The following is a 21,998-nucleotide window of genomic DNA, read 5'->3' as shown; positions in this document are numbered from 1 at the left end:
CCTACGAACGCCGATTCAGACCCAAACAGAAAGGTAGGGCGGACCATGAACCGTTACGAAGGACGCCGGGTGCTGGTCACCGGAGCGGGCTCGGGCATCGGGCAGGCGACGGTGCTGCGGATGCTGGCCGAGGGCGGGCGCGTCGTCGCCGCGGACGTGAGCGAAGCGGGCCTGGCGGACACCGTCGAGAAGGCGGGCGACGCGGCGGACCGGCTGAGCATCGTGGTCGTGAATGTCGCCGACGAGGCGTCGGTGAAGGCTGGGGTCGCGGAGGCGGTCGAGCAGCTCGGCGGGCTGGACGCGCTCGTCAACGCCGCGGGCATCCTGCGGTCGGCGCACACCCACGAGATGCCGCTCGAGGCGTTCGAGCAGGTGCTGCGCGTCAACCTGGTCGGCACGTTCCTGGTGATCCGCGAGTCGATCCCGGCGCTGCGCGAGGGCAGCGGCCCGGCGGTGGTGAACTTCAGCTCGACGTCGGCGATGTTCGCGCACCCGTACATGGCGGCGTACGCGGCGAGCAAGGGCGGCATCCAGTCGATGACGCACGCGCTGGCGTCCGAATACGCGAAGGACGGCATCCGGTTCACCGCCGTGCAGCCCGGTTCGATCTCCTCGGGCATGACCGACGGCAGCGGCAAGAGCAAGCAGAGCGTCGGCCCCGGCTTCCCCGAGGACGCCGACTTCACCCTGCTCGGCAAGCTGCTTCCCGCGCTGGGCCAGGGCTTCGCCGGTCCGGAGACGGTCGCGTCGGTCGTCGCGATGCTCGCCAGCGAGGACGCCGCGTTCGTCACCGGCACCGAGGTCCGCATCGACGGCGGCACGCACTTCTGATGCGCGATTTGTTCAAGAACCAGCCGCGGGTCAGGTCGTAGCGTCGCCGCATGACAAAGTTTTCGACCACCCGATGCGGGGTGCGGCGATGATCCTCGTGACCGGCGGCCTCGGCATGATCGGCGCGCACACGGCCCGGGCGCTGGCGGATCTGGGGCAGGACGTCCTGGTCACCGGGCACCGGCGGACGGACGTTCCGTCGTTCCTGGCGGGCCGGGTCGCCGTGGAAACGCTCGACGTCACCGACCGGGACGCGTTCCTCGCGCTCGGCGACCGGTACGACATCACCGCGATCGTCCACCTGGCGGGCAGCATCCCCGGCGACGACCCGGTCGCGTTCTTCCGGACGGACCTGACCGGCCTGGCCAACGCCCTCGACGCGGCCCGGACGTGGCGGGTGCGGCGGTTCGCGGTCGCGAGCAGCCTCGGCGTGTACGTCGGCCGCGACGAGCCGAGCTGGCGCGAGGAGCTGCCGCTGCCGACCGCGGATCTGCCGCATCTGATCGTGGCGTTCAAGAAAGCCGTCGAACCGCTGACGACGCACAGCCTGCGGGGGAGCGGTGTCGAACCGGTGGTGCTGCGGATCGGAACGGTGTGGGGTCCGCTGGTCGACCCGGAATCGCCGTTCTTCCCGATCCCGTCCTACCTCAATGCCGGGCTCCGCGGTGACACGCCGCCTCCGCTGGTCGCCGACGAGGGGTTCGACTGCTGCTACGCACCGGACGCCGGACGCGCGATCGCGTTGCTGACCACGGCACCGTCGTTGAAGCACGACACGTACAACGTTTCGAGCGGGCAGCCAGTCACGAACCGGGAGTTCGCCGAGGCGCTCGCGCAGATCGCGCCGGGTGTGCCGGATCAGCTGCAGCCTGGCGGGGCGACCGGACCGTATCTGGATATTTCGCGGCTCAAGGAGGAAACGGGCTTCGCACCGGAGTTCGACGTGCGGGCGGCGGTGGCGGATTACGCGGCGTGGCGGAAGGTGAACCCGCGCTGACATCGGCCACAGTGGACGGTCCGGGCGGTGGTGCGAGAATGGCCCGATGGCAGCGGAACAGGGCGGCGAATCCGAGACCGAACGGGTCGTCCGGCAGCTCCGGGACGAGATCCTGGACGGGGTGCGCACACCGGGCAGCAAGCTCGTCGAACGGGATCTCGCCGCGGATCTCGGGGTGAGCCGGGTCCCGGTGCGGGACGCGCTGAAGGCGCTGGTCGCCGAAGGCCTGGTCACGCCGCGTCCCCGGACGTGGGCGGTCGTGCGCGAGTTCACCGCGAGCGACATCGCCGACCTGCAGGAAGTGCGCGCGGCGCTGGAAGTCCTGACGTTCAAGCTCGCGGCGACCCGCCATTCCCGCGCCGGGCTGGACCAGCTGCGGGCTGCGTTGGACGAGGAAACGGCCGCCGCCGCTGCCGGTGACGCGGTAACCGCTCACCGCGCGGCGGCGGATTTCCACGAGGCCGTGACGGCGATGGCGGGGAACGAGCTGCTCAACGAGCTGGAACTGACGCTGCGCAGCCGCATGCGGTGGCTGCTCGGCCAGCACGAGGATCTGGAGCGGGTGGCGGGGGAGCACCGGGAGCTGTACGACGCGATCGCGCGGCGGGACGTGGATGCCGTGGAAGCGTTGCTGATGGAGCACATGGAGAGCGGACGGCATTTGCGCGGGCTGGGGCGCGAGCGCGGCTGACAGGCAAAGGGAAACCCTCCGGGTGTGATGGGGGTTTCTCAGTGGCGCGGGTGCGGCGATGCGCGGCATCGGCGCGGCGGCCCCTCAGTTCGGATGCGAGATTTCGACGTAATGCTTGCCGTTCATGGGAATGCACACGGCACCGTCGGCCGTGGGGTCCGGCGGCAGGGCGCGCAGTGCACGGACACAGTCGTCCGGGGTTTCGTACGGCCCTTTGTACTCGAGATGGCTGGCGAACGCGGTGCCGCTCAGCACCAGCGCACCGCCGGTCGTAGCGAGGCAAACGGCAGCTGTGACCACGAATTTCCGCATAGGCGAATCCCTCCCGTTCCGGCGGTCGCGCCGACCGCCTCTTCACCATCGCTACCCTCGGCTGCGCGCGGCGAAGCAGTCCTTGCCTGTTCGGCACAACGGAATTGATCGAACGGGCACCGGACGCAACCCCTTGCCGGAACGGCAAGTTTCCGTGCCATTGCCGGTCCGGGCTGGCGAAACTGACCGCATGATCACCGCATCCCGGCTGGTGCCCCGCTCCGTCGCGGCGCTGGCGCTGTCCCTCCTGCTCACGGCCGGCGGCGTGGCCTGTTCCGCGCCGCCTGCCGAGCCTTACGCCGCCGCCACCCAGAACGATCCCGCGTTTCAAAGCACCTTCCGGCACGAATTCGCCGATGTCGACGGTGTCCGCATGCACTACGTCACCGGCGGCAGCGGCAGCCCGGTTGTCTTGATTCACGGGTGGCCGCAAACCTGGTACGGCTGGTGGCCGGTGATGCCCGAGTTGGCGAAACACCACACCGTCTACGCGATCGACCTTCCCGGTTTGGGCGACAGCACCGGTTCGCCGAGCGGATACGACAAAGCCACACTGGCGCGTTACGTGCATACCCTGGTGGCTTCGCGGCTCAAGATCCGGAACGCCGCGGTCATCGGACATGATTTCGGCGCTGCGGTGGCATTCCAGTACGCGAGCCAATTCCCCGGCGACACCGCGCGTCTCGGCTATTTCGATTTGCCGCTTCCCGGGCCCGCGATCAATGCCACCGTATACCGGACGTTGAGCTGGCACATCGCTTTCCACTCCCAACGTCGCGTTCCCGAAGCGGTGGTCGGCGACGATGTGCGGGAATACCTCGCGCTGTTCTATCCGCAGGTTTCCTTTGGCGGGACGGCTTTCGGCGGGAATTCGGAGCGGTCGCCGTTCAGTGAGGCGGAGGTCAACGAGTATGCCCGGACCTACAGTCGTCCCACGGTTTTGTCCGGCGGGTTTGAGCTTTATCGGGCGCTGGACAAGGATGTCCGCGACACCGTGGCGGCAGCGCCGGTGAAGGTGCCGACGTTGCTGCTGACGGCTCAGGGCCAGCTCGACGCGATCCGGGCCACGGTGGCTCCGCGGCTGACTGACATCGTCCAGGCGGCGGACGTGCCGCATGCCGGGCATTGGCTGGTCGAAGAGAATCCGCAGTTCGTCGCGGGGCAGTTGGAGCGCTTCCTGAACGGCTGACGCTCGCGGAACCAGCCCCGATCCCCGGACACGGCCGTCCGGGGATCGGGGCGAACTCGTCCGGAGCGGTTCAGTCAGGCACCGGACACCGCCACCACACCGGTCATCGTGCCCACGTAGGCGTGATCGCCGGACAAAGTGGGCGAGGCGAAATGCGGAAGAGCGCCGACGTCCAGCTGAGCCAGTACGGTTCCGTCAGCCGGTGACAGCGCGTACAGCACACCGTCGTTCCAGTCCGTCACCCATACCGCGCCGCCGCCCACGGTCGGCGAGCCGTTCGCGGTCCCCTCGGCGTGCCACGCCACGGTGGGGGTGCCGTCCGCTGCGATGCGGACCGCGCGGGGGCCGTCGTTGCACGGCAGGTACGCGGTGTCGCCCTTGGTCGAGCTGCCGCCGAAGGACTGGCAGATCTCCGCCTTGGCCTGCTGCCCGCCGATTCCGCCGAGATTGTCGTGGTGCAGCACGTATCCGGTGCCGCGTTTGCCGACCGCGATGACGTGATCGCCGAGCAGGGTCGGGCTGGACGAACCGAGATCGAGGTCCTGCGCGTTGTCGTCGGCCCAGGTGTCCGGGGCGAACAGGTCCACCCGCTGCAGCGTCGGCGACAAGGCCAGCACGGAATCGCTGTCGTCGTAGCCCGTGGTGGATTCGCCGTTGCCGACCGCGTAGAGCAGCCGCTGCCCGTCGACCACGCCGCCGCCTGGCGCCCAGATCCCGGCTTCCCTGGTGGTCGGCACGCTGTAACCGATCGGGTTAGCCCCGCTGGTGGTCGCCGACACTACGGAACCGATGTAGTTCGCGCAGTCGCCGGCCAGCCCGCCGTACGCCACGTACACGCGGTCGCCGAGCACGGTCAGCGCCGCTCGCTGCTGGTGCGCCAGCCGGTCGCCCTTAGGCGGTTCCAGTTCGGTGCGCACCTCCACCGCGCCGGTGGTGACGTTCACCCCGACCAGCACGTGCTGCCCGCCGGTGAGCTCGGCCAGCGCGAAAACCCGGGACGTGGCCTGGTCGTAGGCCATGGTGCCGGTGATGCCGAGCGGGTCGATGTTCCCGCACGGCAGCTCGGCTCTTCTCGCCGGTTCGCCGATGTGCGCCGACCAGCGGACCGCGCCGGTGGCCGGGTCGAGCGCGTAAACGGTGTCATTCTCCGTGGCAGCAAGGATCTGACCGCCGACCACCAGCGGCTGTCCGTACACCGCACCGTCCAAAGTGGCCTGCCAGGCCGTGCCGAGAGTGCCCAACGGAGCGAGATCCACGGCTTCGCCGGTGCGGGCGTTGTCGTGGTGATAGGTCGGCCAATCGCCCGCGGCGAGCTGCTGCCGGGCATGGCCTGCGGTCGCCGATGCTGGCGCCGGCGGACCGGCGCCGAGGGTGACGACTGCGATCGCGAGAACCGTGCGGAGACAATTCCTGTTCATGAGGTATCACTCCTGGTCGCTGACTAGCGACTCCCCGTATCGCAGTATCCAGCGGGGCTTCCGGTCGCGATACCTCCGAACGGCAGAACACGCGGTCACCGGGCGATCTCGACGGTGTGCGCGCGATCGGCACGATCCATCAGATCACTGGGCCTCCGCCACGTCCGCCGAGGAGCCGCGAGCAGAAGGCTTGGAACAGCGCTGATCCAAGCCTCGGCGGCTGGGTGAAAGCGGGACCTCCTCCGCCGATTAGGTCTAGACATCCGATGGATACCCGACTTACGCTCCCCGCCGTCACCGTTCGGTCACGGATCCGACAGGAGGACCGCCGTGTCGATTCCCGCGAGCCTGGCGCTTGCCGCGGTACTGGCGGCTGGGGGCACCGCCGTTCCCGCCGCCGCGGAAACCGCCGCCTGCCATGGGCCGATCCGGCCGGCCGCGATTCAGGCAGTGCAGTCGTGCGACGGCATGGACCGGATTCTCGCCAAGGCCGCCGCGACCGTGCCGCGCTCCGGGCAGATTGCCTGGCAGCAGCGGCCGGTCACCGCGTTCACGCACTTCGGCATGAACACCTTCACCGACCGGGAATGGGGTTCCGGCGCGGAAAAGGAGTCGACGTTCGCGCCTACCGCGGTCGACACCGACCAGTGGATGCGGTCGATGAAGGCGGCCGGCGTGACGCAGGTGATGCTGACCGCGAAGCACCACGACGGGTTCGTCCTCTATCCGACGCGCTACACGAATCACTCCGTCGTCGCGAGTCCGTGGTGGGTCACGCCCGGATGTGCCGACGACGCGGTGACGAAGGCCCGTGCAGCGGCGCAGAACGGGCGGGCGCAGGATCCGTCCGCGTACTGGCAGGTCCGCGCCGCCGGGTGCGCCAATCCGCGGGGGGACATTCTGCGCGACTACGTCGATTCCGCGCGGAAAGCCGGGCTGAAGGTCGGCGTTTACCTGTCGCCGGCGGACGGCGCCGAGTTGCCCAAGGAGTTCTTCGCGGACCAGGTGAAACGGGTCGAGGCGAAGGTCGCCGCGGGGCAGCCGTTGAGCATCGAGGAGCAGGCGACTTACGACGACCGCGCGAACACGCCTGCTGGTCAAGGGCGGTACGGCACGGGCAGCGCGGCGAAGGTCCGCACCATTCCGTCGCTGGTCCCGAACGACGACCGCGCCGCGGCCCTCGCCGCCGGGAAACTGCCGAAATTCACCGTGACCGAGGACGATTACAACACCTATTACCTGAACCAGATCTACGAACTGTTCACGCAGTACGGGCCCATTGACGAGCTGTGGCTGGACGGGGCGAATCCCTGGCGCGGCAACGGAATCAGCGAAACCTACGACTTCACGGCCTGGTTCCGGATGATTCACGCGCTGTCGCCGGACACCGTCACGTTCGCCGGACCGGCGGGCGTGCGCTGGGTCGGCAACGAGCGGGGCCAAGCTCGGGAGACCGAGTGGAGCGCGTTGCCGACCACGGGCGATCCGAACACCGCGCACAACGAGGAGTTGTTTGTCGGCGGCGCGGAGGGCGCCGATCTCGGGTCGCGGCAGGTGCTCGCCGACCCGTCCGTGCGGTACCTGGAATGGGCACCGGCCGAAGCTGACGTATCAATCCGGCCGGGCTGGTTCTACCACCCGGACGAACAACCGAAAACGCCCGCGCAACTCGTCGATCTTTATCGCGCCTCGGTGGGACGCAATGCCTCGTTGCTGCTGAACGTTCCGCCTGGCCCGGACGGTCGCGTTGCTCCGGCCGATGCCGCCGCGTTGGCGTCCTTCGGGCAGGCCATCGCCAGGACACAGTCGGTGAACCTCGCCGCCGGCGCGCGAGGGCTGGACGCGGTCACGGATTCCTCGCTGACCACGTCGTGGTCGCCGCCGCGCGGTGCGCTCGCCGGGACGATGGACGTGGTGTTGCCGAAGGCGGCCACCTTCGACCAGATCCGGCTGGGGGAGGACATCACCCACGGTCAGCACGTCGAGGGCGCGACCGTACAGGCCGAAGTGGACGGTTCCTGGCGCACGGTCGCGACTGTCACCACGATCGGCGCCAACCGTCTCGTCACCCTCTCGTCGCCGGTCACCGCCCGTCACCTGCGCGTGGTCGTCACGCAGTCGCGGGCGACGCCTTACCTGGCTACCTTCGCGTTGTACCGCACTGTCCCCGCCGCCTGAGAGGAAGTCATGACTCTACGCCGCAGAGTTTGGCTCGCCGCTGCTGTCGCGACGAGTGCCCTGACCATCGTCCAACCGGCCTCGGCCAAGCCAGGTCAGATACCAGTGGTTTCCCCGACGCCGCAACAGATCGACCGCGATGCTGGCGACGTATCGCTGCCGTCCTCGGTGGGACTGGTCACCGACAGCACGACTGACGGCCCGGCCAAAGATCTCTTGCTCGACCTGTTGAAACAGCACGGAGTCAAGAAGTTCAACACGGGATCGCAGCGCGGGTTCGTCATCCGGCTCAGCAATAGCGGAGACGCGCCAACGCAGGCGGAGGGCTATTCGCTTGCTGTGCGCCGCGACGGCGTGACGATCAAGGGCAGGGATGCTGCCGGGCAATACTACGGCGTGCAGACGTTGCGGCAGCTGTTCGTCCGAAGTGGACACAGCTGGGCATTGAGCGGTGTCGCGGTACGAGACTGGCCGAACATGGCGCTGCGCGGGTCGATCGAAGGCTTCTACGGTCCGCCGTGGACGAACGACGACCGGGTGCGGCAGATCAAGTTCCTCGGCGAAACCAAGGCGAATACCTACATCTACAGTGCAAAGGACGACGCGTATCTGCGGGCACAGTGGCGGGATCCGTATCCGCAGCAGGAGCTGGCCGCGCTCGGTCAGCTTGTCCGCACGGCGAACGCGAACCACGTCGACTTCACCTACGCGTTGTCGCCCGGGGTCTCGATCTGCTTCTCGTCGCCGCAGGACGTCGCCGCGGTGAAAGCGAAATTCCAGGCGGTGTACGACCTCGGCGTGCGCTCGTTCTCCCTGCCGTTCGACGACATCTCGTACACCAAGTGGAATTGCGCCGGCGACCAGGCGGCGTTCGGCGCGCCCGGTCAGGCCGCCGCGGGCAAGGCGCAGGTTTCGTTGCTCAACGAGATCACCAAGAACTTCGTGAAGACGCACGACGGCGTCCGTCCATTGCAGACGGTGCCGACGGAGTACAGCGACCTCAAGGACTCGCCGTACAAGACGCAACTACGGGAGAACCTCGACCCGTCCGTAGTCGTGCAGTGGACCGGTACCGCGGTGGTGCCGCCGAGCGTCACGAACGACGAAGCACAGCAGGTGTCCACTGTGTACGGTCGAAAGGTGTTCCTCTGGGATAACTACCCGGTCAACGATTACGAGCAGTCCGCCGGACGGTTGCTGCTCGCGCCGTACGCGCATCGCGAAGCGGGGCTGTCGAAATATCTCAACGGGATCGTCTCGAATCCGATGAACCAGGAGGCGGCCAGCGAGGTCGCCGAGTTCGGGGTCGCCGACTTCTCCTGGAACGACGCGGGCTACTCGCCGGAGCGCTCGTGGCCGCAGGCGCTGGCCCGGCTCGCGGGCGGCGACCAGCGCGCGACCGCCGCGCTGAAAGTGTTCGCGGACCTCGAACACCTGGCACCCGTCTTCGGGCCGACGCCGTGGCAGCCGCAAGCGCCGGTTCTCGCGGCCCGGGTCGCCGAGTTCTGGCAGCACTGGAATGCCGGCGACCACCGTGCGCTCGGCAAACTGCGCTCCTACGCCGAACAGATCCGCAACGCTCCCGCCGTGATCCGGGGCGGGCAGGTGCAGAGCGCGTTCGTCAGCGAGGCGGGCCCGTGGCTGGACGCGACCGCGCTCTGGGGCGACGCGATGGTGACCCGGCTCGACGCCCTCGCCGCAACGACCCGCGGTGACGACGCCACGGCCCAGCGTCTGACCGCGGCCGCGGACGCGCTGGTCAAGCGGGCGGAAGCGGTGAAGACCGGCAAGAGCAACCGGTGGGGCGTGCGGCAGGCCCTCGTGGGCGACGGCGTGCTCGACGCATTCCTCGTCCAGGTCCGCGCGGTGACCGCCGGATGAGCGGGGGAGGGATGGACGTGAGCAGGAGGAGCTTCCTCGGCGGCGCGGCCGCGGTCGCCGCGAGCACGGTGTTCGCCGGACCGGCGGGTGCGGCCGGCCGGCGCGGGCTGAGCGTGTCCGGCGACCGGTTCTTGCTGGACGGCAAGCCGTTCCAGATCGTTTCCGGCGCGATCCACTACTTCCGGCTGCGCCCGGACCAGTGGCACGACCGGTTGTCGCGGCTCAAAGCGCTGGGCCTCAACACGGTCGAAACCTATGTGGCGTGGAATTTCCACCAGCCGGCGCCCGGCCGAGCGAATTTCCGCGGCGACCGCGATCTCGCGGGATTCATCCGGCTGGCGGGCGACCTCGGATTCCAAGTCATCGTCCGCCCGAGCCCGTACATCTGCGCGGAATGGGAATTCGGCGGCCTGCCCGCCTGGCTGCTCGCCGACCGGGACATGGAGCTGCGCTGCGCCGATCCGGCTTACCTCAAGGCCGTCGACGCGTGGTACGACCAGCTGATCCCGCAGCTGGCCCCGCTGGAAGCGCAACACGGCGGCCCGGTCGTGGCCGTGCAGATCGAGAACGAATACGGCAGCTACGGCAACGACACGAGCTATCTCGCACACCTGCGGGACAGCCTGCGCGCACGCGGAATGACGAGTCTCCTGTTCGTCGCCGACGGTGCTTCCGAATTCTTCATGCGCTTCGGCGAGCTGCCGGGAACGCTGGAGGTCGGCACCGGCGACGGCGACCCAGCGCCGAGCATCGCCGCGCTGAAAGCCTTCCGTCCCGGAGCGCCGGTCATGATGGCCGAGTACTGGGACGGCTGGTTCGACCACTGGGGCGAGGCGCACCACACCACCGATGCGCAGCAAACCGCCGCCCACATCGATCAGCTGCTGGCGACGGGCGCGTCGGTAAACCTGTACATGGCCTGCGGCGGCACCAACTACGGCTTCACTGCTGGCGCCAACACCTCCGGACTGCAATATCAGCCCACCGTGACCAGCTACGACTACGATTCCCCGGTCGGCGAGGCAGGCGACGTCGGCGCGAAGTTCACCGCGTTGCAGTCGGTGATCACCAAGTACACCAAGCAACCAGTGGTCCCGCCGCCCGCTCGCTCGCCGCGCCAGCCCGCGCAGTCGGTCACTCCGTCCGGCTCAGTGTCCCTTCTGGACTCGCTGCCCGCACTGTCCACAGTGGTCCGCTCGGCCCAGCCGGTCTCCATAGAACGACTGGGACAGTCGACCGGCCTGATCCACTACCGCACGACTGTGCAAGGCCCGCATTCCGGCCCGCTGAGCATCCACGGCCTGGCGGACCGGGCACTGGTGTTCGCCGACGGGGTGCAGCTGGGGATCCTGGACCGCAACCATCCGGACGGGACGCTGGAGCTGAAGCTGGAGAGACCGCGGACGCGCCTGGACATCCTGGTCGACCCGATGGGCCGGGTGAACTACGGCCCGTACCTGGCCGATCGGAAGGGCATCGACGGCTGGGTCGCGATGAACACCCAGCAGAAGCTGTTCGGCTGGGAGATCCGTCCGCTGCCCCTGGACGACCTGTCCCGGCTGCGGTTCTCGTCCGCTCCGCCGGGCGCCGGCCCGGCCTTCCACCGCGCGACCGTCGAGGTCGCCGAGCCCGCGGACGGGTTCGTCGCCCTGCCCGGCTGGGAGAAGGGCGTGGTGTGGCTGAACGGGTTCAACCTCGGCCGGTACTGGAAGATCGGGCCGCAGAAGACGCTGTACGCGCCGAAGTCGTTGTGGCGGAAGGGGAAGAACGAACTGGTGGTGCTGGAAATGCATCATGCGGGGACGGCGATCGAGATCCGTCCGGAGGCCGACCTGGGCTGAGGGCGAGCCGTCCCGGCCGATGGCCGAGGGGTCACTGCTCCCCGGCGAGGTTCTCGATCGCCCGCTTCCGGCTGTGGTCGAACACGATCGAACTGCGGAACTGCACGACCTCCTTGCGGCTGCTGAGATCCTCGACGAGGAACGTGTGCAGCCGGGAGACGTCCGGGACCGCGACGTGCAGCAGGAAATCGTCGCCGCCGGCGAGCACGAAGACGGCCATCACCTCGGGCATGGCGAGCGCGTCGCGACGGAAGCGGTCGATGATCGGCTGGCTGAGCGGGCGGATCTGGGCGAACACCATGGCCTGCACCGACCGGCCCAGCGCGGGCAGGTCGACCTCGGCGTGGAATCCGGTCAGCACCTGGCGCGCCTGCAGCCTGCCGATCCGGTCGGAACAGGTCGACGCCGCGACGCCGACGCGCTCGGCCAGGTCGCGCATCGGGATCCGGGCGTCCTGCTGGAGTTCGCGGACGATGAGGCTGTCGATCCGATCGAGGTTCGGAGATTCGCTCATTTGCCGAACATATCACCGTCGGTGCTCCGACCAGGCGGTGGAAGGGGCAGTGTTGCGTCCGTGAACCGAACAGAGAGTTTTGCCGGGGAAGCACTGCAGGTCGTCCGCGGGGCTAGGTCGGGGGTCGCGATCGCCGTCGCGATCCATTCGACGGCGCGCGGTCCGGCGATCGGCGGGTGCCGGATCAAGGCGTACCCGTCGTGGCGGGACGGGGCGGACGACGCGCTGCGGCTTTCGGCGGCGATGACCACGAAGTGCGCACTGGCCGGTCTTCCCTACGGGGGTGGCAAAACCGTGGCGGCGCTGCCCGCGGATGGGATCGACCCGGCGCGGCGGCCGGACCTGATCGCCGACATCACCGAGGCGATCGCCGCGCTGGGCGGGCGGTACCGCACCGGGCCGGACATCGGGTCGACGTCCGAGGACATGGCGGAGATCCACCGGCTCGCGCACGGCTGGGCGTTCTGCCGTCCGGAGAGCCAGGGCGGCAGCGGGACGTCGAGCGTGGCGACGGCGAGGGGAGTCCTGGCGGCGCTTGAGGCCGGGGTCGCGCCAGGCTCGGTCGACGGGTCGCGGATCGGCGTGCTCGGGTTCGGCAGCGTCGGGCGGCTGATCTGCGAAGCGCTGATCGAGCGCGGCGCGAAGGTGGTGGTCACCGACGTCGACAACGGGCTGCGGCCGGTCGCGGAGCGGCTCGGTGCCGCTTGGACCACGGCCGACCTGGTGCGGGAGCCACTGGACGTGCTCGTGCCTGCGGCGACGGGCGGCTTGCTGACGGTCGAGTCGGCCGCCGCTTGCGGTGCGTCGCTGATCGTGGGACCGGCGAACAACCAGATCGCCGCCGAGGAGGTAGCGACGGTGTTGCGCGACCGGGGAGTCACGTGGATTCCGGATGTCGTGGCGAGTGCGGGCGGGATCATTCACGCGGTCGGCCGCGAAGAACTCGGAATGGACGAGGCGGCGGTGAACGCGAAGATCGACGCTATCGGTGACACGACGAATTCAGTACTGGCGCTTGCCCGGGAACGGGAGTGGACGACAGTGCGGGCTGCCCGGGAACTGGCGGCGCTCGCCTGAACGAAGAGCACGCCAAGGCTCTGTGAGCCTTGGCGTGCATTTCCTTTTCCGTGCGGTCAGTACCAATGCGCGCGGCCGCCGATACGGCGTCCGGTCCCGCCGAGCACCGCCAGGATCGCGCCGATCACTACGAGGGCGATCCCGATGCTCCACAAAATCTGGATCGAGGTGATGAACCCGATCACGAGCAGAATGACGCCGAGAACAATCACGGGGAGAACCTCGTCTTTCTTCTCTCGGTGGGGAATGTCGCGTGCTTACTCCCGGATACCCTCACTCGCTCGAGTGAAACATGACTTCGGCGGAGAATGCGGTCCGCGGGCATTCCCGGACACGCACCGTGAATTTGTCACCGCGTTGATCGGTTCGACGGCAGGAATTCAGGCAAATGGCGTAAGGGAGCGCGCCGGCTCCGGGGCCGCCGGGAAACCGGACGAAGCGGCTGATTCCCCGCTCGCCTGCGTCGGCGGGCCCGGACGGGCATCATGGGGTGGTGGCCGGGCCGCCTGCCCGGCAGGAACTACCGAGGACGGGACCGTGACGATGGACGAGCCGACCGACCCCAGTGCCGACCCGGTGCCCGAATTCCGCGTCGAGCGGGAGGACCGGCCCCCGGTCGCGGTGCTGGCGGTGTACGGCGAGGTCGACATGGTCACCGCGCCGCTGCTGACCGCCGCGGTCGACGAGGCGCTCGCCGGGGCTCCGCCGGTGCTGGTGCTGGACCTCGCCGCGGTGGAATTCCTGGCCTCCGCCGGGCTGACCGCGCTGGTGACCATCACCCAGCACCGGGCGTCCGGAGCCAGCCTGCGGATCGTCGCGTCCGGCCGGGCGACGATGCGGCCCATCCAGCTCACCGGGCTGGAGCAGACCCTGCCGCTGTACCCGACCGTCGACGCGGCGCTGGCCGGGTCCTGACCTGGGAAGTCTCCTTCGGACAGACAGCACGGGTGAACTCGCCCCGCACCGGGTAACCGGGCGGCGGAGAGGTTCCGGGGCAGCCGCAAGCGCTGGCGCCGCGAGCAGAAAGCCCGTCGAACGGGGGAGAACATGCGCATCGGCTACACCTTGATGACTGAACAGACCGGGCCGCGCGAGCTGGTCGGCTGCGCGACCGCCGCTGAGCAGGCCGGATTCGACTTCGCGGCCTGCAGCGACCACTATTCGCCGTGGCTGGCCGAACAGGGGCACGCACCGTACGCGTGGAGCGTGCTCGGCGCGGTGGCCCAAGCGACCGAACAGCTCGAACTCATGACGCTCGTGACCTGCCCGACCATGCGGTACCACCCGGTGGTGGTCGCGCAGAAAGCCGCGACGGTGCAACTGCTGTCCGACGGCCGGTTCACCCTCGGGCTCGGCTCGGGGGAGAACCTGAACGAGCACGTCGTCGGCAGGGGCTGGCCGTCGGTGTCGGTCCGGCACGACCGGCTCGCTGAGGCCGTCCAGATCATCGGCGGCCTGTTCGACGGCGGCACGTTCACCTACACCGGCAAGCATTACCGGGCCGACGGGGCGAAGCTGTGGGATCTGTCGCCGACACGGGTGCCGATCGCGATCGCGGTCTCCGGCCCGAAGTCGGTGAAGCGGTTCGCGCCGGTGGCCGACGCGATGGTCGCGGTCGAGCCGAAAGCCGAGCTGTGCACGGAATGGGACCACGAGCGGCTCGGACCGCCGACGCGCAAGATCGGGCAGCTGCCGGTCTGCTGGGACACCGACCGCGGGGCGGCGATCCGGCGGGCGCACGAGCAGTTCCGGTGGTTCGGCTCGGGCTGGCCGGTGAACGCGGAACTGCCGGGAACGCAGGCGTTCGACGCGGCGACCCAGTACGTGCGTGAGGACGACGTGGCGGCGGGGATTCCGTGCGGCCCGGATGCCGGGCCCATTGTGGACGCGGCGAAGCAGTTCGCGCAGGCGGGGTTCACGGATCTGGCTTTGGTGCAGATCGGCGGGCCGGAGCATCAGCCGGAGTTCATGAAGTTCGCTGAGCGGGAGTTGTTGCCTGCGTTGCGGTAGCGGATCGAGGAAGCTGGGCCCGGGTGTCGAGGCGCCCGGGCCCAGCCGCGTGTCACGGGTGGCGCAGGAGCGCGCCGAATCCGTCGGTCAGGTCGAGCCGTTCGTCGATCACCACGACCTCCGCGCCGACGGCCACCGCTGCGTACGGCAGGGCTTCGTCCGCGCGTCGACGGGCTGGGTCGGCCACGCCGAGTGCGTCCAAACGGGATGGGGCGACGCCGACCTGCGTCGGCTCCGAACCGGTGTACACACTGGTCTCGCCGGAGTCGCCGACCAGCAGCGTCTCGACATTCGCCTCCGCCAGCGCCGCGGTGACGGCGGACAATCCGGTGACCGCGAGCGCCGATTCGCGAGCGGCGTCGGCACGGAAGCGTTCGGCAAGATCGTCCAGCTCGCGCAGCCGTTGCCCGGTAAGCACTTCGTGCACGGCCCGGTCCAGTTCGGCCCGCCCGGCACCAGAGGCTCGGCTGCCCGCGTCGACCTCCGCGGCGAGCGAACGGGCCGGTTCGGGCAGGCGCTCGTGGAGTTCGGTGCGGGCCTGGACCTCCCCGGCCAGCACGATCGCTCGCGGCCGCACGCGTTCGGCGGTCTTCGCGAGGTGATCGGCGACCTCCGAAAGGTTGTTGTGCGCGGTCTGCTCGGCGTGCGACTGGATGTCGCGGTGCGCCGGACCGCCGCCGCGAACCTTGTGCACCGGGTGCTCCTGCCCGTGCACGGTCTCGGTTTCGACACTGCCGTCCGGCCGGTGCACCTCGATGTCCGCGCCGGTCCGGTCGACGAGCACCACCAGATGCGCGGGCGCTTCTTCCAGATGGCTCACGGTCGGCAGGAAGTACGGCAGCGCGGAGAAACGCGCCACCTGCGTCGGCGGCGGAGCCGCGAGCCGCCGGTCGAGCAGGACGTTGCCGTGCGCGGCGACGAGGGTGCGCCCGGCCCGGCCGACCGGCGGCGAGCTTTCTTCAACGGCGCGCAGGACGGCATCGACGCTCGGCCGGTCGGCGCCCTGGTCCTCGAGCGCGGCCTCGATCTCCTTGAGCCGCAGCCGCAATTGCTTGGCCGCGTCCTCGGTGTCGTGCGATTCGTCGAAGTGCACCGAGACGAACGGTCCGTCGGTCAGCAGCGCGTGCAGTTCGTGTGTGTCCATTTCGGATTCTTCCTCCCAAGGTTCGGGACAGCCTCACCGGGTCCGCGGCAGCTCGGGCGAGGCGGTGTCCAGCGGGACCGCGCCGGAACGGACGAGTCCCAGCTGGACAGTCTGTCGCCGGCCCGCCTTCTCCAGCGCCCAGTCGGTCGCGGTGCGCAGGCGGTTTCCCGGCAGCGACAGCAGGTGGTAGCCGCGGGTCACCAGCCGGGCGGGAAGGCCCGCCAGCGGGATGTGCAGCGGATTGGCCGCGCCCTGGCCGGACCCGAGGTCGACCGCGAAGCCGAGGTCGTGGTGCCGGTATTTGCGCGCGCGGCCGACGCCGAGCGACGCGGCGACGTTGTTCCCGGCCAGTTTTCCTTGCCGCTGCGCGTGTTGCGCGGTCATCGGGGTGGTTTCGCCGGGGCGGGTCAGGTCCGGCACCGCTGCCGCGTCGCCGCAGGCGAACACGTCGTCGCGGCCCGGCACGTTCAGCTCCGGGGTGACGACCAGCCGGCCCTTCACGGTTTCCAGGCCGAGGTCGGAGACCAGCGGATCGGGGCGGACGCCCACGCACCACACGAGCGTGTGCGTCGGGACGGCGTCGCCCGTGGTCAGCGTGACGCCTTCGACGTCCGCCTGGTCGACCGAGGTCTTCATCCGGACCTCGACGCCGCGCTCGCGCAGCACCCGGTCGGCGGTGGCGCCGAGCCGGGGGTCCAGTTCGGGCAGCACGCGTTCGGCGATGTCCAGCAGCAGCCAGCGAATCTGCTGCCCCTCGAGTTCGGGGTGGCGGCGCGCGAGGGCGGCGGTGAACTCCGGGCCCTGCGCGGCGACCTCCGTGCCGGTGTACCCCGCGCCGACGACGACGAACGTGCACCGGGCGTCGCGCTCGGCCTGGTCGTCGGTCGCGGCGGCCAGTTCGATCTGCCGGGTGACGTGGTCGCGCAGGTACAGCGCTTCGGGCAGGCCCCGGAAACCGTGCGCGCACTCGGCGACGCCGGGGATCGGCAGCAGCTTGTTGACGCTGCCCGCGGCGAGGATCAGCCGGTCGTAGTCCAGCTTCCGCTCGCGGTCCTCGGGGTCGGTGTAGGTCACGGTGCGGGCGTCGAGGTCGACCGATTCGGCGGTGCCCAGCGCCAGCCGCACGCCGCGCAGAGTGTCCGGAATGGACACCGCGACGTGCCGGGGGTCGACGATCCCGCTGGCCACCTCCGGCAGCAACGGCAGGTACAGGAAATAGTCGGTGGGGTTCAGCACGACGATCTCGGCGCGGTCCCCGAGGGTGCGCAGCAGTTTGTGCGCCGCGTGGTACCCGGCGAACCCGCCGCCGACGATCACGACTCGCATGGGCGGCCTCCTTTCGCTCGACGGGTACCCGGAGCGCGGCCGCGCAATCGCGCCGGTTTCGCCCCGCCGCGTCCCGGGCACCCGGGTCCGGTACCCGTTGGCCAGGAGGAGCGCATGAGCAGCACGATCACCGAAATCGTGGACGTGGACGTCCCGGTGTCGACCGCGTACAACCAGTGGACGCAGTTCGAATCGTTCCCCGAGTTCATGGAGGGCGTGGAGGAGATCCGCCAGCTCGACGCCACGCACACGCACTGGGTGACCCGCTTCGGCGGCGTCGGCAGGGAGTTCGACGCGACGATCACCGAGCAGCACCCGGACGAGCGGGTCGCGTGGCGCTCGGACTCCGGGCCGGACCACGCCGGGGTGATCACCTTCCACCGGCTGGGGGACACCAAGACGCGCGTCACCGCGCAGATGGAGCTCGACCCCGAGGGCCTCGCCGAGAACGCCGCCGACAAGCTCGGCATCCTCGACCGGCGCGTGAAGGGCGACATGCTGCGGTTCAAGCAGTTCATCGAACAGCGCGGACGCGAAACGGGTGCGTGGCGCGGCGACGTGGAACGTCCGAGCTGACCGCGGGGTAGCGAACCCCGCACAAGATCCGTAGCGAAAGGAGAACAGCATGGCCCGCGTGGCAGTGCTCGTGGACGAAATGACCGAGGACGACGAATTCCGGGTGCCGTGCGAGCGGTTGCGCTCCGCCGGGCACGAGCCGGTGGTGGTCGGCCTGGCGAAGGGCAAGAAGCTGACCGCGTTGCACGGCACCGAAATCACGACCGACCAGGCCGTGGACGACGTGGCCGCGGCGGACTTCGACGCGGTCGTGGTGCCCGGCGGGTACTCGCCGGACAAGATCCGCACCAGCGAGCCGATGGTCGCGCTGGTCCGGGAAACGGCCGCCGCGGGCAAGCCGGTCGCGGCCGTGTGCCACGGTCCCTGGCTGCTCGCCGAGTCCGGATTGGCGCGCGGCCGGACGGTGACGTCGTGGCCGTCGCTGCAGACGGACCTGCGCAACGCTGGTGCGGAGTGGGTTGACCGCGAAGTCGTGACGGACGACGGCGTGATCACGTCGCGGAATCCGGACGACCTGCCCGCGTTCTGCGACGCGCTGCTGGAACGGCTGAAGTAAGGCGAACTCAGCAGCGGTCCGTGAACGGCTCCTCGAGGGAATCAGATTCCCTCGAGGAGCCCTTCACGGACCTGAAGGCTCAGGACAGCGCGAACCGGATGCCGAAGTGGTTGAGCGTCGCGGGGAGCCGTCCCGGCTGGAGGTCGGCGGCGGTGCCTCGCGGCGCGAAACCCGCTTGCTGCACCAGCGCGGCGAGCAGCGTTGAGGCGGTGAAGAGCACGACGTCGCGGCCCGGGCACACGCCAGGTCCGGCGCTGAACGGCACGAGCGCGGGATTGGCTTTGGCGCGGCCGTCCAGCCAGATGTCCGGGACGAAGGAATCCGCGTACGGCAACGTTTCCGGGTCGCGATGGAAGAACGGCGTGTAGATCAGGAACGACGTTCCCTCGGGGCCCCACGCGGTGTCCTCGGTGCTTTCGCGCAGCAGGGCGGGTGTCGTCGGCCAGAGCCGGATGGACTCCAGGACACAGGCGCGCAAGTACGGAAGCTGTTGCGGCTTCGAGAGATCCGCTTCGGCGACTTCCCGGCGGGCCTCGGCGAGCTCGTCGGGATGCGTTGCGAGCAAGGCAAGTGCGCGCAGGGTGGCGATCGCGGCGGCGTCGAAGGCGAACAGCCAGTGCGGCACCTGCCCGGTCGGATCGTCCTCCGCAGCGGCCGGCTGGTTCGCCATCGCCGCGCCGAGGCTGCCCGGGCGGTCCAGGCCGAGCTGACGGTCGAGCAAAGACTGGAACTGGCGGCGCTGGTCCTCGCGGCGCGGGTGCGCGAACGCCCAGTTGGCGTTGAGCCGCAGCTGGTCCAGCAGATCGGTGACGCGCCGGTCGGCCGTGGTGTCGCCGCCGAGGACGATCTTGCGGATGATCGTCCAGAAGTGCTCGGTGAACTGGGTCGCGTCGAGGTCCGGGAAGCCGGAAAGCATTTCGTGCGCTTCGGTGCGGATGGTGTCCGCCCAGGTGCCCGCGAGTTCGTGTGCGGCCCGGCCCGGTTCGAGGACGGTTTCGTTGAGCTTCCGCCGCCGCGCGCGGTTGGCGCCGCCGGAGATCAGGACGCCGTGCGGCTGGAAATGGCGCAGGGCCGCGTCTTTTTCGGTGGTGTCCGGGCTGAACGGGCTCGGCGTGCCGGCCAGCAGCGAGCCGACGTGGTTCGCCTCGAGCACCAGGCGGAACGAGCGGCCCGGGACCGGCAGGTCGAGCGGGCCGGGCCCGTAGCGGGCGCGCAGGTCGTGCAGCAGGCGGATGCCCGAGCGGTCGACGTGCAGTTTCTGCGCCGCGGCCATCGCGCGGGGACGGCGTTTGACCAGTCCGATGCCGACGGTGGGGGCGACCACCCGCGCGAGGATGCGTCCGGTGTCGCGGGCCGACGCCCGCTGCGGGCGGATGTCGGCCGGGGGCAGTGCGGACAAGTCCGGGCTCGCGGTCGCGTGGATGGTCGCCATGTTGTTCGGGTACCCGGGCCGGTCCGGGCGAAACTTCGCGGGGCGTGCGGCGGCAGGGAAGTCCATTGTGGATGATCGGAACCGCCGGACACGGAACGGTTCCGGGGCGAGAGCGAGGCCCGGAGAGTCCACAGTGCCGCCGGCGGGGCCGGGTTCGGGCTGGTCGCGGGCACTGCGCTGCGGTACGGTCGGGGCAGGAGCGGTTCAGCCCACGTGCCGTCGCCTGACCCCAAGCGGCCCGTTCGATTCGGGCCAGGGGCCGGGCCGCACTGATTCGGCCCGGTCTCGCATCCGCGAGGAGGGCTCGATGCACGAAACGTTTGCTTACCTGCCGGGCGCACCGGCGAGAATCGCGGTCACCGCCACCGCGGACGAAACCGTCGTCGCGGTGTCCGACGAACTGGACCGGCGCTCCACCGAGCGGCTCCGCGACGTGCTGGCCGAGGAGACCGGGTTGGGCCCGCCGAAGGTGGTCCTCGACGTCTCCGGTCTCACGTTCTGTTCCGTCAGCGGACTCGAAGTGCTGGTCGAAGCCGCGCGAGAGGCGTCCCTGGCGGGCGTCGCGTTCGTCGTGGTCGCCGCACAGCACGCCGTCCTGCGACCGCTGCGCGTTCTCGGGCTCGACCGGGAGCTGCGGGTGGTCGAACACCTCTCCGACGCCCTCGCGCCGAGCGCTGCCCCGGGCACGCTGGCGGCTGACGTCCGTTAACCCTGTTCGCCCGGCCCGGCCCGCTCAGCGGGCCGGGCTCGAACTGTGCCCGTGAGCTGGGCGGAGCCGAGCGAGGACCCTGCCGCGCGCCCGAGATCCGAGTACCGTGGCAAGCGCTGGAGAACGTCCGGGCCGAAGGGAGGTAACCGTGGAGGGCGGAACGGTCGATTGCTCGGCCGTGGTGCGGCTGAGCGGCGACCCCGCGGGGTTGCGCGGAGAGGTGGGCAAGGCGCTGGCCGCGGAGCCGCGGACGGTGGTTTTCGAGCTGAGCGAGCTGACCTCGTTCTCCCGCGAAGACCTCGCAGCGCTGCGCGAGACCGCCCAGCCGAGCGAAGCGGTCTTCGCCTGCCAGGAGGGCGGGGTGGCCCGCCAGGTGCTCGAGGAGGAGGGCGTCCTGTTCTCCGATTCGGCGTCCGAGGCGCTGGCGTACGACGACAAATCGCTGCGGCCGTCCGGCGAGCGGTTCCGGACTCTCACGGAGATGCTTCTGGCGGCGCGGAGCGTCGGCGATGTCCTGCAGCTGATCGTGGACGCGACGGCTTCGCTGGTGCCCGCCGCCGATCTGGTGTCGATCACGCTGCGCGCGCCGGACGGCAACTTCCACACCGCGGCCTACACCGATCCGGCGGCCGCCGACCTGGACCTGCTGCAGTACAAGCTCGAGGAAGGCCCGTGCCACGACGCGGCGGTGCCGGACCGCCCCGAGTTCCTGGAAGCCGCTGACCTGCGCCGGGACGCGCAGTGGCCGCGGTGGTCCCCGGCGGCAGCCGAGCTGGGCTGGCGCGCGGTGCTGGCCACCGCACTGGTCGACGACGCCGTGTCGCGGTTCTCCGGTGCGCTCAACCTCTACTCGCGCATTCCCGGCGGCCTCACCGATGTGGACCGCGACGTCGTGCTGCTCCTGGCCAGCCACGCGACCCTCGCGGTGGCCGAAACGGACGCGGTGACCCGCAACGAGCTGAACCAGGCCCAGTTGCGGCGCGCGCTGGACAGCCGCGACGTCATCGGCCAGGCGAAAGGCATCATCATGGCCCGCCGGGGGCTCGACGCGCAGCAGGCGTTCGACCTCCTGCGCCGGACCTCGCAGCAGCTGAACGTGAAGCTGGTCCACTTGGCGGGCACGCTCGCCGCCCGGCACGAGGAACTGGACGGGCCGGTCGCGGAGCTGGGGGAGCCCGACCCGGTGTGACGGCCGGGTGCCAGGAACTTAAGCCGCGTGGCCTCAGTCTCGCGGACCGTCCACAAGAGACGCCACCGCCAGCGAAATGCCCGATTCGTCCCCGTCTGGCTGTGTCTTGAGGTCCGTGAGGGCCACC

21 protein-coding genes are annotated in these 21,998 nt (G+C 69.8%); 14 read left to right on the top strand and 7 right to left on the bottom strand.

The features are described 5' to 3' along the window. Positions 1-45 precede the first annotated feature (45 nt). The 3 genes from EIZ44_RS19050 (at position 46) to EIZ44_RS19040 (ending at position 2,519) form a co-directional block, all read left to right on the top strand. Positions 46-831: an SDR family NAD(P)-dependent oxidoreductase gene (locus EIZ44_RS19050; protein WP_134730158.1), complete on the top strand. Its 786-nt coding sequence runs from the start codon at positions 46-48 to the stop codon at positions 829-831. A gap of 88 nt (positions 832-919) precedes the next feature. Beyond that, positions 920-1,828, top strand: a complete 909-nt coding sequence (locus EIZ44_RS19045) for an NAD-dependent epimerase/dehydratase family protein (RefSeq protein ID WP_134730156.1) — start codon at positions 920-922, stop codon at positions 1,826-1,828. Positions 1,829-1,874: 46 nt separating this feature from the next. Continuing rightward, the gene (locus tag EIZ44_RS19040) at positions 1,875-2,519 is read left to right on the top strand and encodes a GntR family transcriptional regulator (RefSeq protein ID WP_134662252.1); all 645 of its coding nucleotides are present in this window, start codon (positions 1,875-1,877) and stop codon (positions 2,517-2,519) included. 84 nt (positions 2,520-2,603) lie between these two features. Here EIZ44_RS19040 and EIZ44_RS19035 read toward each other — a convergent pair whose 3' ends face one another. Beyond that, complete coding sequence (locus EIZ44_RS19035; RefSeq protein WP_134662251.1) at positions 2,604-2,831, bottom strand: hypothetical protein; 228 nt, start codon at positions 2,829-2,831, stop codon at positions 2,604-2,606. 190 nt (positions 2,832-3,021) lie between these two features. Here EIZ44_RS19035 and EIZ44_RS19030 point away from each other — a divergent pair, with 190 nt between their 5' ends. Continuing rightward, on the top strand, positions 3,022-4,020 hold the full coding sequence (locus EIZ44_RS19030) for an alpha/beta fold hydrolase (RefSeq protein ID WP_134662250.1): 999 nt from the start codon (positions 3,022-3,024) through the stop codon (positions 4,018-4,020). Positions 4,021-4,094: 74 nt separating this feature from the next. Here EIZ44_RS19030 and EIZ44_RS19025 read toward each other — a convergent pair whose 3' ends face one another. Then, positions 4,095-5,438 carry an outer membrane protein assembly factor BamB family protein gene (locus EIZ44_RS19025; protein ID WP_134662249.1) on the bottom strand — a complete coding sequence of 448 codons (1,344 nt, stop codon included), beginning with the start codon at positions 5,436-5,438 and terminating at the stop codon, positions 4,095-4,097. A gap of 330 nt (positions 5,439-5,768) precedes the next feature. Here EIZ44_RS19025 and EIZ44_RS19020 point away from each other — a divergent pair, with 330 nt between their 5' ends. The 3 genes from EIZ44_RS19020 to EIZ44_RS19010 are packed head-to-tail and all read left to right on the top strand — an operon-like array spanning position 5,769 to position 11,338. After that, positions 5,769-7,616, top strand: coding sequence for an alpha-L-fucosidase (locus tag EIZ44_RS19020; RefSeq protein WP_205671772.1), 1,848 nt, complete (start codon positions 5,769-5,771; stop codon positions 7,614-7,616). A 9-nt stretch (positions 7,617-7,625) separates the two neighbouring features. Continuing rightward, the gene (locus EIZ44_RS19015; protein WP_134730154.1) at positions 7,626-9,497 is read left to right on the top strand and encodes a glycoside hydrolase family 84 protein; all 1,872 of its coding nucleotides are present in this window, start codon (positions 7,626-7,628) and stop codon (positions 9,495-9,497) included. An 11-nt stretch (positions 9,498-9,508) separates the two neighbouring features. After that, on the top strand, positions 9,509-11,338 hold the full coding sequence (locus EIZ44_RS19010) for a beta-galactosidase (RefSeq protein WP_134662456.1): 1,830 nt from the start codon (positions 9,509-9,511) through the stop codon (positions 11,336-11,338). Between the two features lie 31 nt (positions 11,339-11,369). On the opposite strand, the gene EIZ44_RS19005 is transcribed toward EIZ44_RS19010, so the two are convergent. Then, positions 11,370-11,852, bottom strand: a complete 483-nt coding sequence (locus tag EIZ44_RS19005; RefSeq protein WP_134662247.1) for an Lrp/AsnC family transcriptional regulator — start codon at positions 11,850-11,852, stop codon at positions 11,370-11,372. Between the two features lie 60 nt (positions 11,853-11,912). On the opposite strand from EIZ44_RS19005, the gene EIZ44_RS19000 reads away from it, so the two are divergent. Next, entirely contained in the window at positions 11,913-12,929 is a 1,017-nt protein-coding gene (locus EIZ44_RS19000; RefSeq protein ID WP_167754198.1) for a Glu/Leu/Phe/Val dehydrogenase dimerization domain-containing protein, read from the top strand. 56 nt (positions 12,930-12,985) lie between these two features. On the opposite strand, the gene EIZ44_RS44775 is transcribed toward EIZ44_RS19000, so the two are convergent. Further along, positions 12,986-13,141, bottom strand: coding sequence for a hypothetical protein (locus EIZ44_RS44775; RefSeq protein WP_086024889.1), 156 nt, complete (start codon positions 13,139-13,141; stop codon positions 12,986-12,988). Between the two features lie 331 nt (positions 13,142-13,472). Between EIZ44_RS44775 and EIZ44_RS18995 the strand changes: the two genes are divergently transcribed. Further along, positions 13,473-13,844 (top strand): STAS domain-containing protein, encoded by a 372-nt coding sequence (locus EIZ44_RS18995; RefSeq protein ID WP_134662455.1) that lies wholly within the window; start codon positions 13,473-13,475, stop codon positions 13,842-13,844. A gap of 132 nt (positions 13,845-13,976) precedes the next feature. After that, the gene (locus EIZ44_RS18990; protein ID WP_134730152.1) at positions 13,977-14,939 is read left to right on the top strand and encodes a TIGR03557 family F420-dependent LLM class oxidoreductase; all 963 of its coding nucleotides are present in this window, start codon (positions 13,977-13,979) and stop codon (positions 14,937-14,939) included. A gap of 52 nt (positions 14,940-14,991) precedes the next feature. Here EIZ44_RS18990 and EIZ44_RS18985 read toward each other — a convergent pair whose 3' ends face one another. Beyond that, the gene (locus EIZ44_RS18985; RefSeq protein WP_134730150.1) at positions 14,992-16,083 is read right to left on the bottom strand and encodes an Rv2629 family ribosome hibernation factor; all 1,092 of its coding nucleotides are present in this window, start codon (positions 16,081-16,083) and stop codon (positions 14,992-14,994) included. Between the two features lie 33 nt (positions 16,084-16,116). Continuing rightward, positions 16,117-17,409, bottom strand: a complete 1,293-nt coding sequence (locus EIZ44_RS18980) for an NAD(P)/FAD-dependent oxidoreductase (protein ID WP_043840098.1) — start codon at positions 17,407-17,409, stop codon at positions 16,117-16,119. Between the two features lie 114 nt (positions 17,410-17,523). Here EIZ44_RS18980 and EIZ44_RS18975 point away from each other — a divergent pair, with 114 nt between their 5' ends. Continuing rightward, on the top strand, positions 17,524-17,985 hold the full coding sequence (locus EIZ44_RS18975; protein ID WP_134730148.1) for an SRPBCC family protein: 462 nt from the start codon (positions 17,524-17,526) through the stop codon (positions 17,983-17,985). A gap of 49 nt (positions 17,986-18,034) precedes the next feature. Then, positions 18,035-18,541 (top strand): type 1 glutamine amidotransferase domain-containing protein, encoded by a 507-nt coding sequence (locus tag EIZ44_RS18970; protein ID WP_043840094.1) that lies wholly within the window; start codon positions 18,035-18,037, stop codon positions 18,539-18,541. Between the two features lie 79 nt (positions 18,542-18,620). On the opposite strand, the gene EIZ44_RS18965 is transcribed toward EIZ44_RS18970, so the two are convergent. Further along, positions 18,621-20,039 carry a cytochrome P450 gene (locus EIZ44_RS18965; protein ID WP_439098608.1) on the bottom strand — a complete coding sequence of 473 codons (1,419 nt, stop codon included), beginning with the start codon at positions 20,037-20,039 and terminating at the stop codon, positions 18,621-18,623. A 241-nt stretch (positions 20,040-20,280) separates the two neighbouring features. Between EIZ44_RS18965 and EIZ44_RS44770 the strand changes: the two genes are divergently transcribed. Both EIZ44_RS44770 and EIZ44_RS18955 read left to right on the top strand, forming a co-directional pair. Continuing rightward, complete coding sequence (locus tag EIZ44_RS44770) at positions 20,281-20,682, top strand: STAS domain-containing protein (RefSeq protein WP_167754197.1); 402 nt, start codon at positions 20,281-20,283, stop codon at positions 20,680-20,682. 148 nt (positions 20,683-20,830) lie between these two features. Continuing rightward, positions 20,831-21,871, top strand: coding sequence for a GAF and ANTAR domain-containing protein (locus EIZ44_RS18955; RefSeq protein WP_240691347.1), 1,041 nt, complete (start codon positions 20,831-20,833; stop codon positions 21,869-21,871). Positions 21,872-21,998 lie beyond the last annotated feature (127 nt).

The organism is Amycolatopsis nivea (assembly GCF_004522235.1).
GTDB lineage: Bacteria > Actinomycetota > Actinomycetes > Mycobacteriales > Pseudonocardiaceae > Amycolatopsis > Amycolatopsis nivea.
This window is presented reverse-complemented; position numbering and strand designations above follow the sequence as displayed.

Bases quoted from the DNA above. Each gene is read 5' to 3' on its own strand.
- EIZ44_RS19050 (WP_134730158.1), top strand. From the start codon at position 46: ATGAACCGTTACGAAGGACGCCGGGTGCTGGTCACCGGAGCGGGCTCG.
- EIZ44_RS19045 (WP_134730156.1), top strand. From the start codon at position 920: ATGATCCTCGTGACCGGCGGCCTCGGCATGATCGGCGCGCACACGGCC.
- EIZ44_RS19040 (WP_134662252.1), top strand. From the start codon at position 1,875: ATGGCAGCGGAACAGGGCGGCGAATCCGAGACCGAACGGGTCGTCCGG.
- EIZ44_RS19035 (WP_134662251.1), bottom strand. From the start codon at position 2,831: ATGCGGAAATTCGTGGTCACAGCTGCCGTTTGCCTCGCTACGACCGGC.
- EIZ44_RS19030 (WP_134662250.1), top strand. From the start codon at position 3,022: ATGATCACCGCATCCCGGCTGGTGCCCCGCTCCGTCGCGGCGCTGGCG.
- EIZ44_RS19025 (WP_134662249.1), bottom strand. From the start codon at position 5,438: ATGAACAGGAATTGTCTCCGCACGGTTCTCGCGATCGCAGTCGTCACC.
- EIZ44_RS19015 (WP_134730154.1), top strand. From the start codon at position 7,626: ATGACTCTACGCCGCAGAGTTTGGCTCGCCGCTGCTGTCGCGACGAGT.
- EIZ44_RS19010 (WP_134662456.1), top strand. From the start codon at position 9,509: ATGGACGTGAGCAGGAGGAGCTTCCTCGGCGGCGCGGCCGCGGTCGCC.
- EIZ44_RS19005 (WP_134662247.1), bottom strand. From the start codon at position 11,852: ATGAGCGAATCTCCGAACCTCGATCGGATCGACAGCCTCATCGTCCGC.
- EIZ44_RS18995 (WP_134662455.1), top strand. From the start codon at position 13,473: ATGGACGAGCCGACCGACCCCAGTGCCGACCCGGTGCCCGAATTCCGC.
- EIZ44_RS18990 (WP_134730152.1), top strand. From the start codon at position 13,977: ATGCGCATCGGCTACACCTTGATGACTGAACAGACCGGGCCGCGCGAG.
- EIZ44_RS18985 (WP_134730150.1), bottom strand. From the start codon at position 16,083: ATGGACACACACGAACTGCACGCGCTGCTGACCGACGGACCGTTCGTC.
- EIZ44_RS18980 (WP_043840098.1), bottom strand. From the start codon at position 17,409: ATGCGAGTCGTGATCGTCGGCGGCGGGTTCGCCGGGTACCACGCGGCG.
- EIZ44_RS18975 (WP_134730148.1), top strand. From the start codon at position 17,524: ATGAGCAGCACGATCACCGAAATCGTGGACGTGGACGTCCCGGTGTCG.
- EIZ44_RS18970 (WP_043840094.1), top strand. From the start codon at position 18,035: ATGGCCCGCGTGGCAGTGCTCGTGGACGAAATGACCGAGGACGACGAA.
- EIZ44_RS18965 (WP_439098608.1), bottom strand. From the start codon at position 20,039: ATGGACTTCCCTGCCGCCGCACGCCCCGCGAAGTTTCGCCCGGACCGG.
- EIZ44_RS44770 (WP_167754197.1), top strand. From the start codon at position 20,281: ATGCACGAAACGTTTGCTTACCTGCCGGGCGCACCGGCGAGAATCGCG.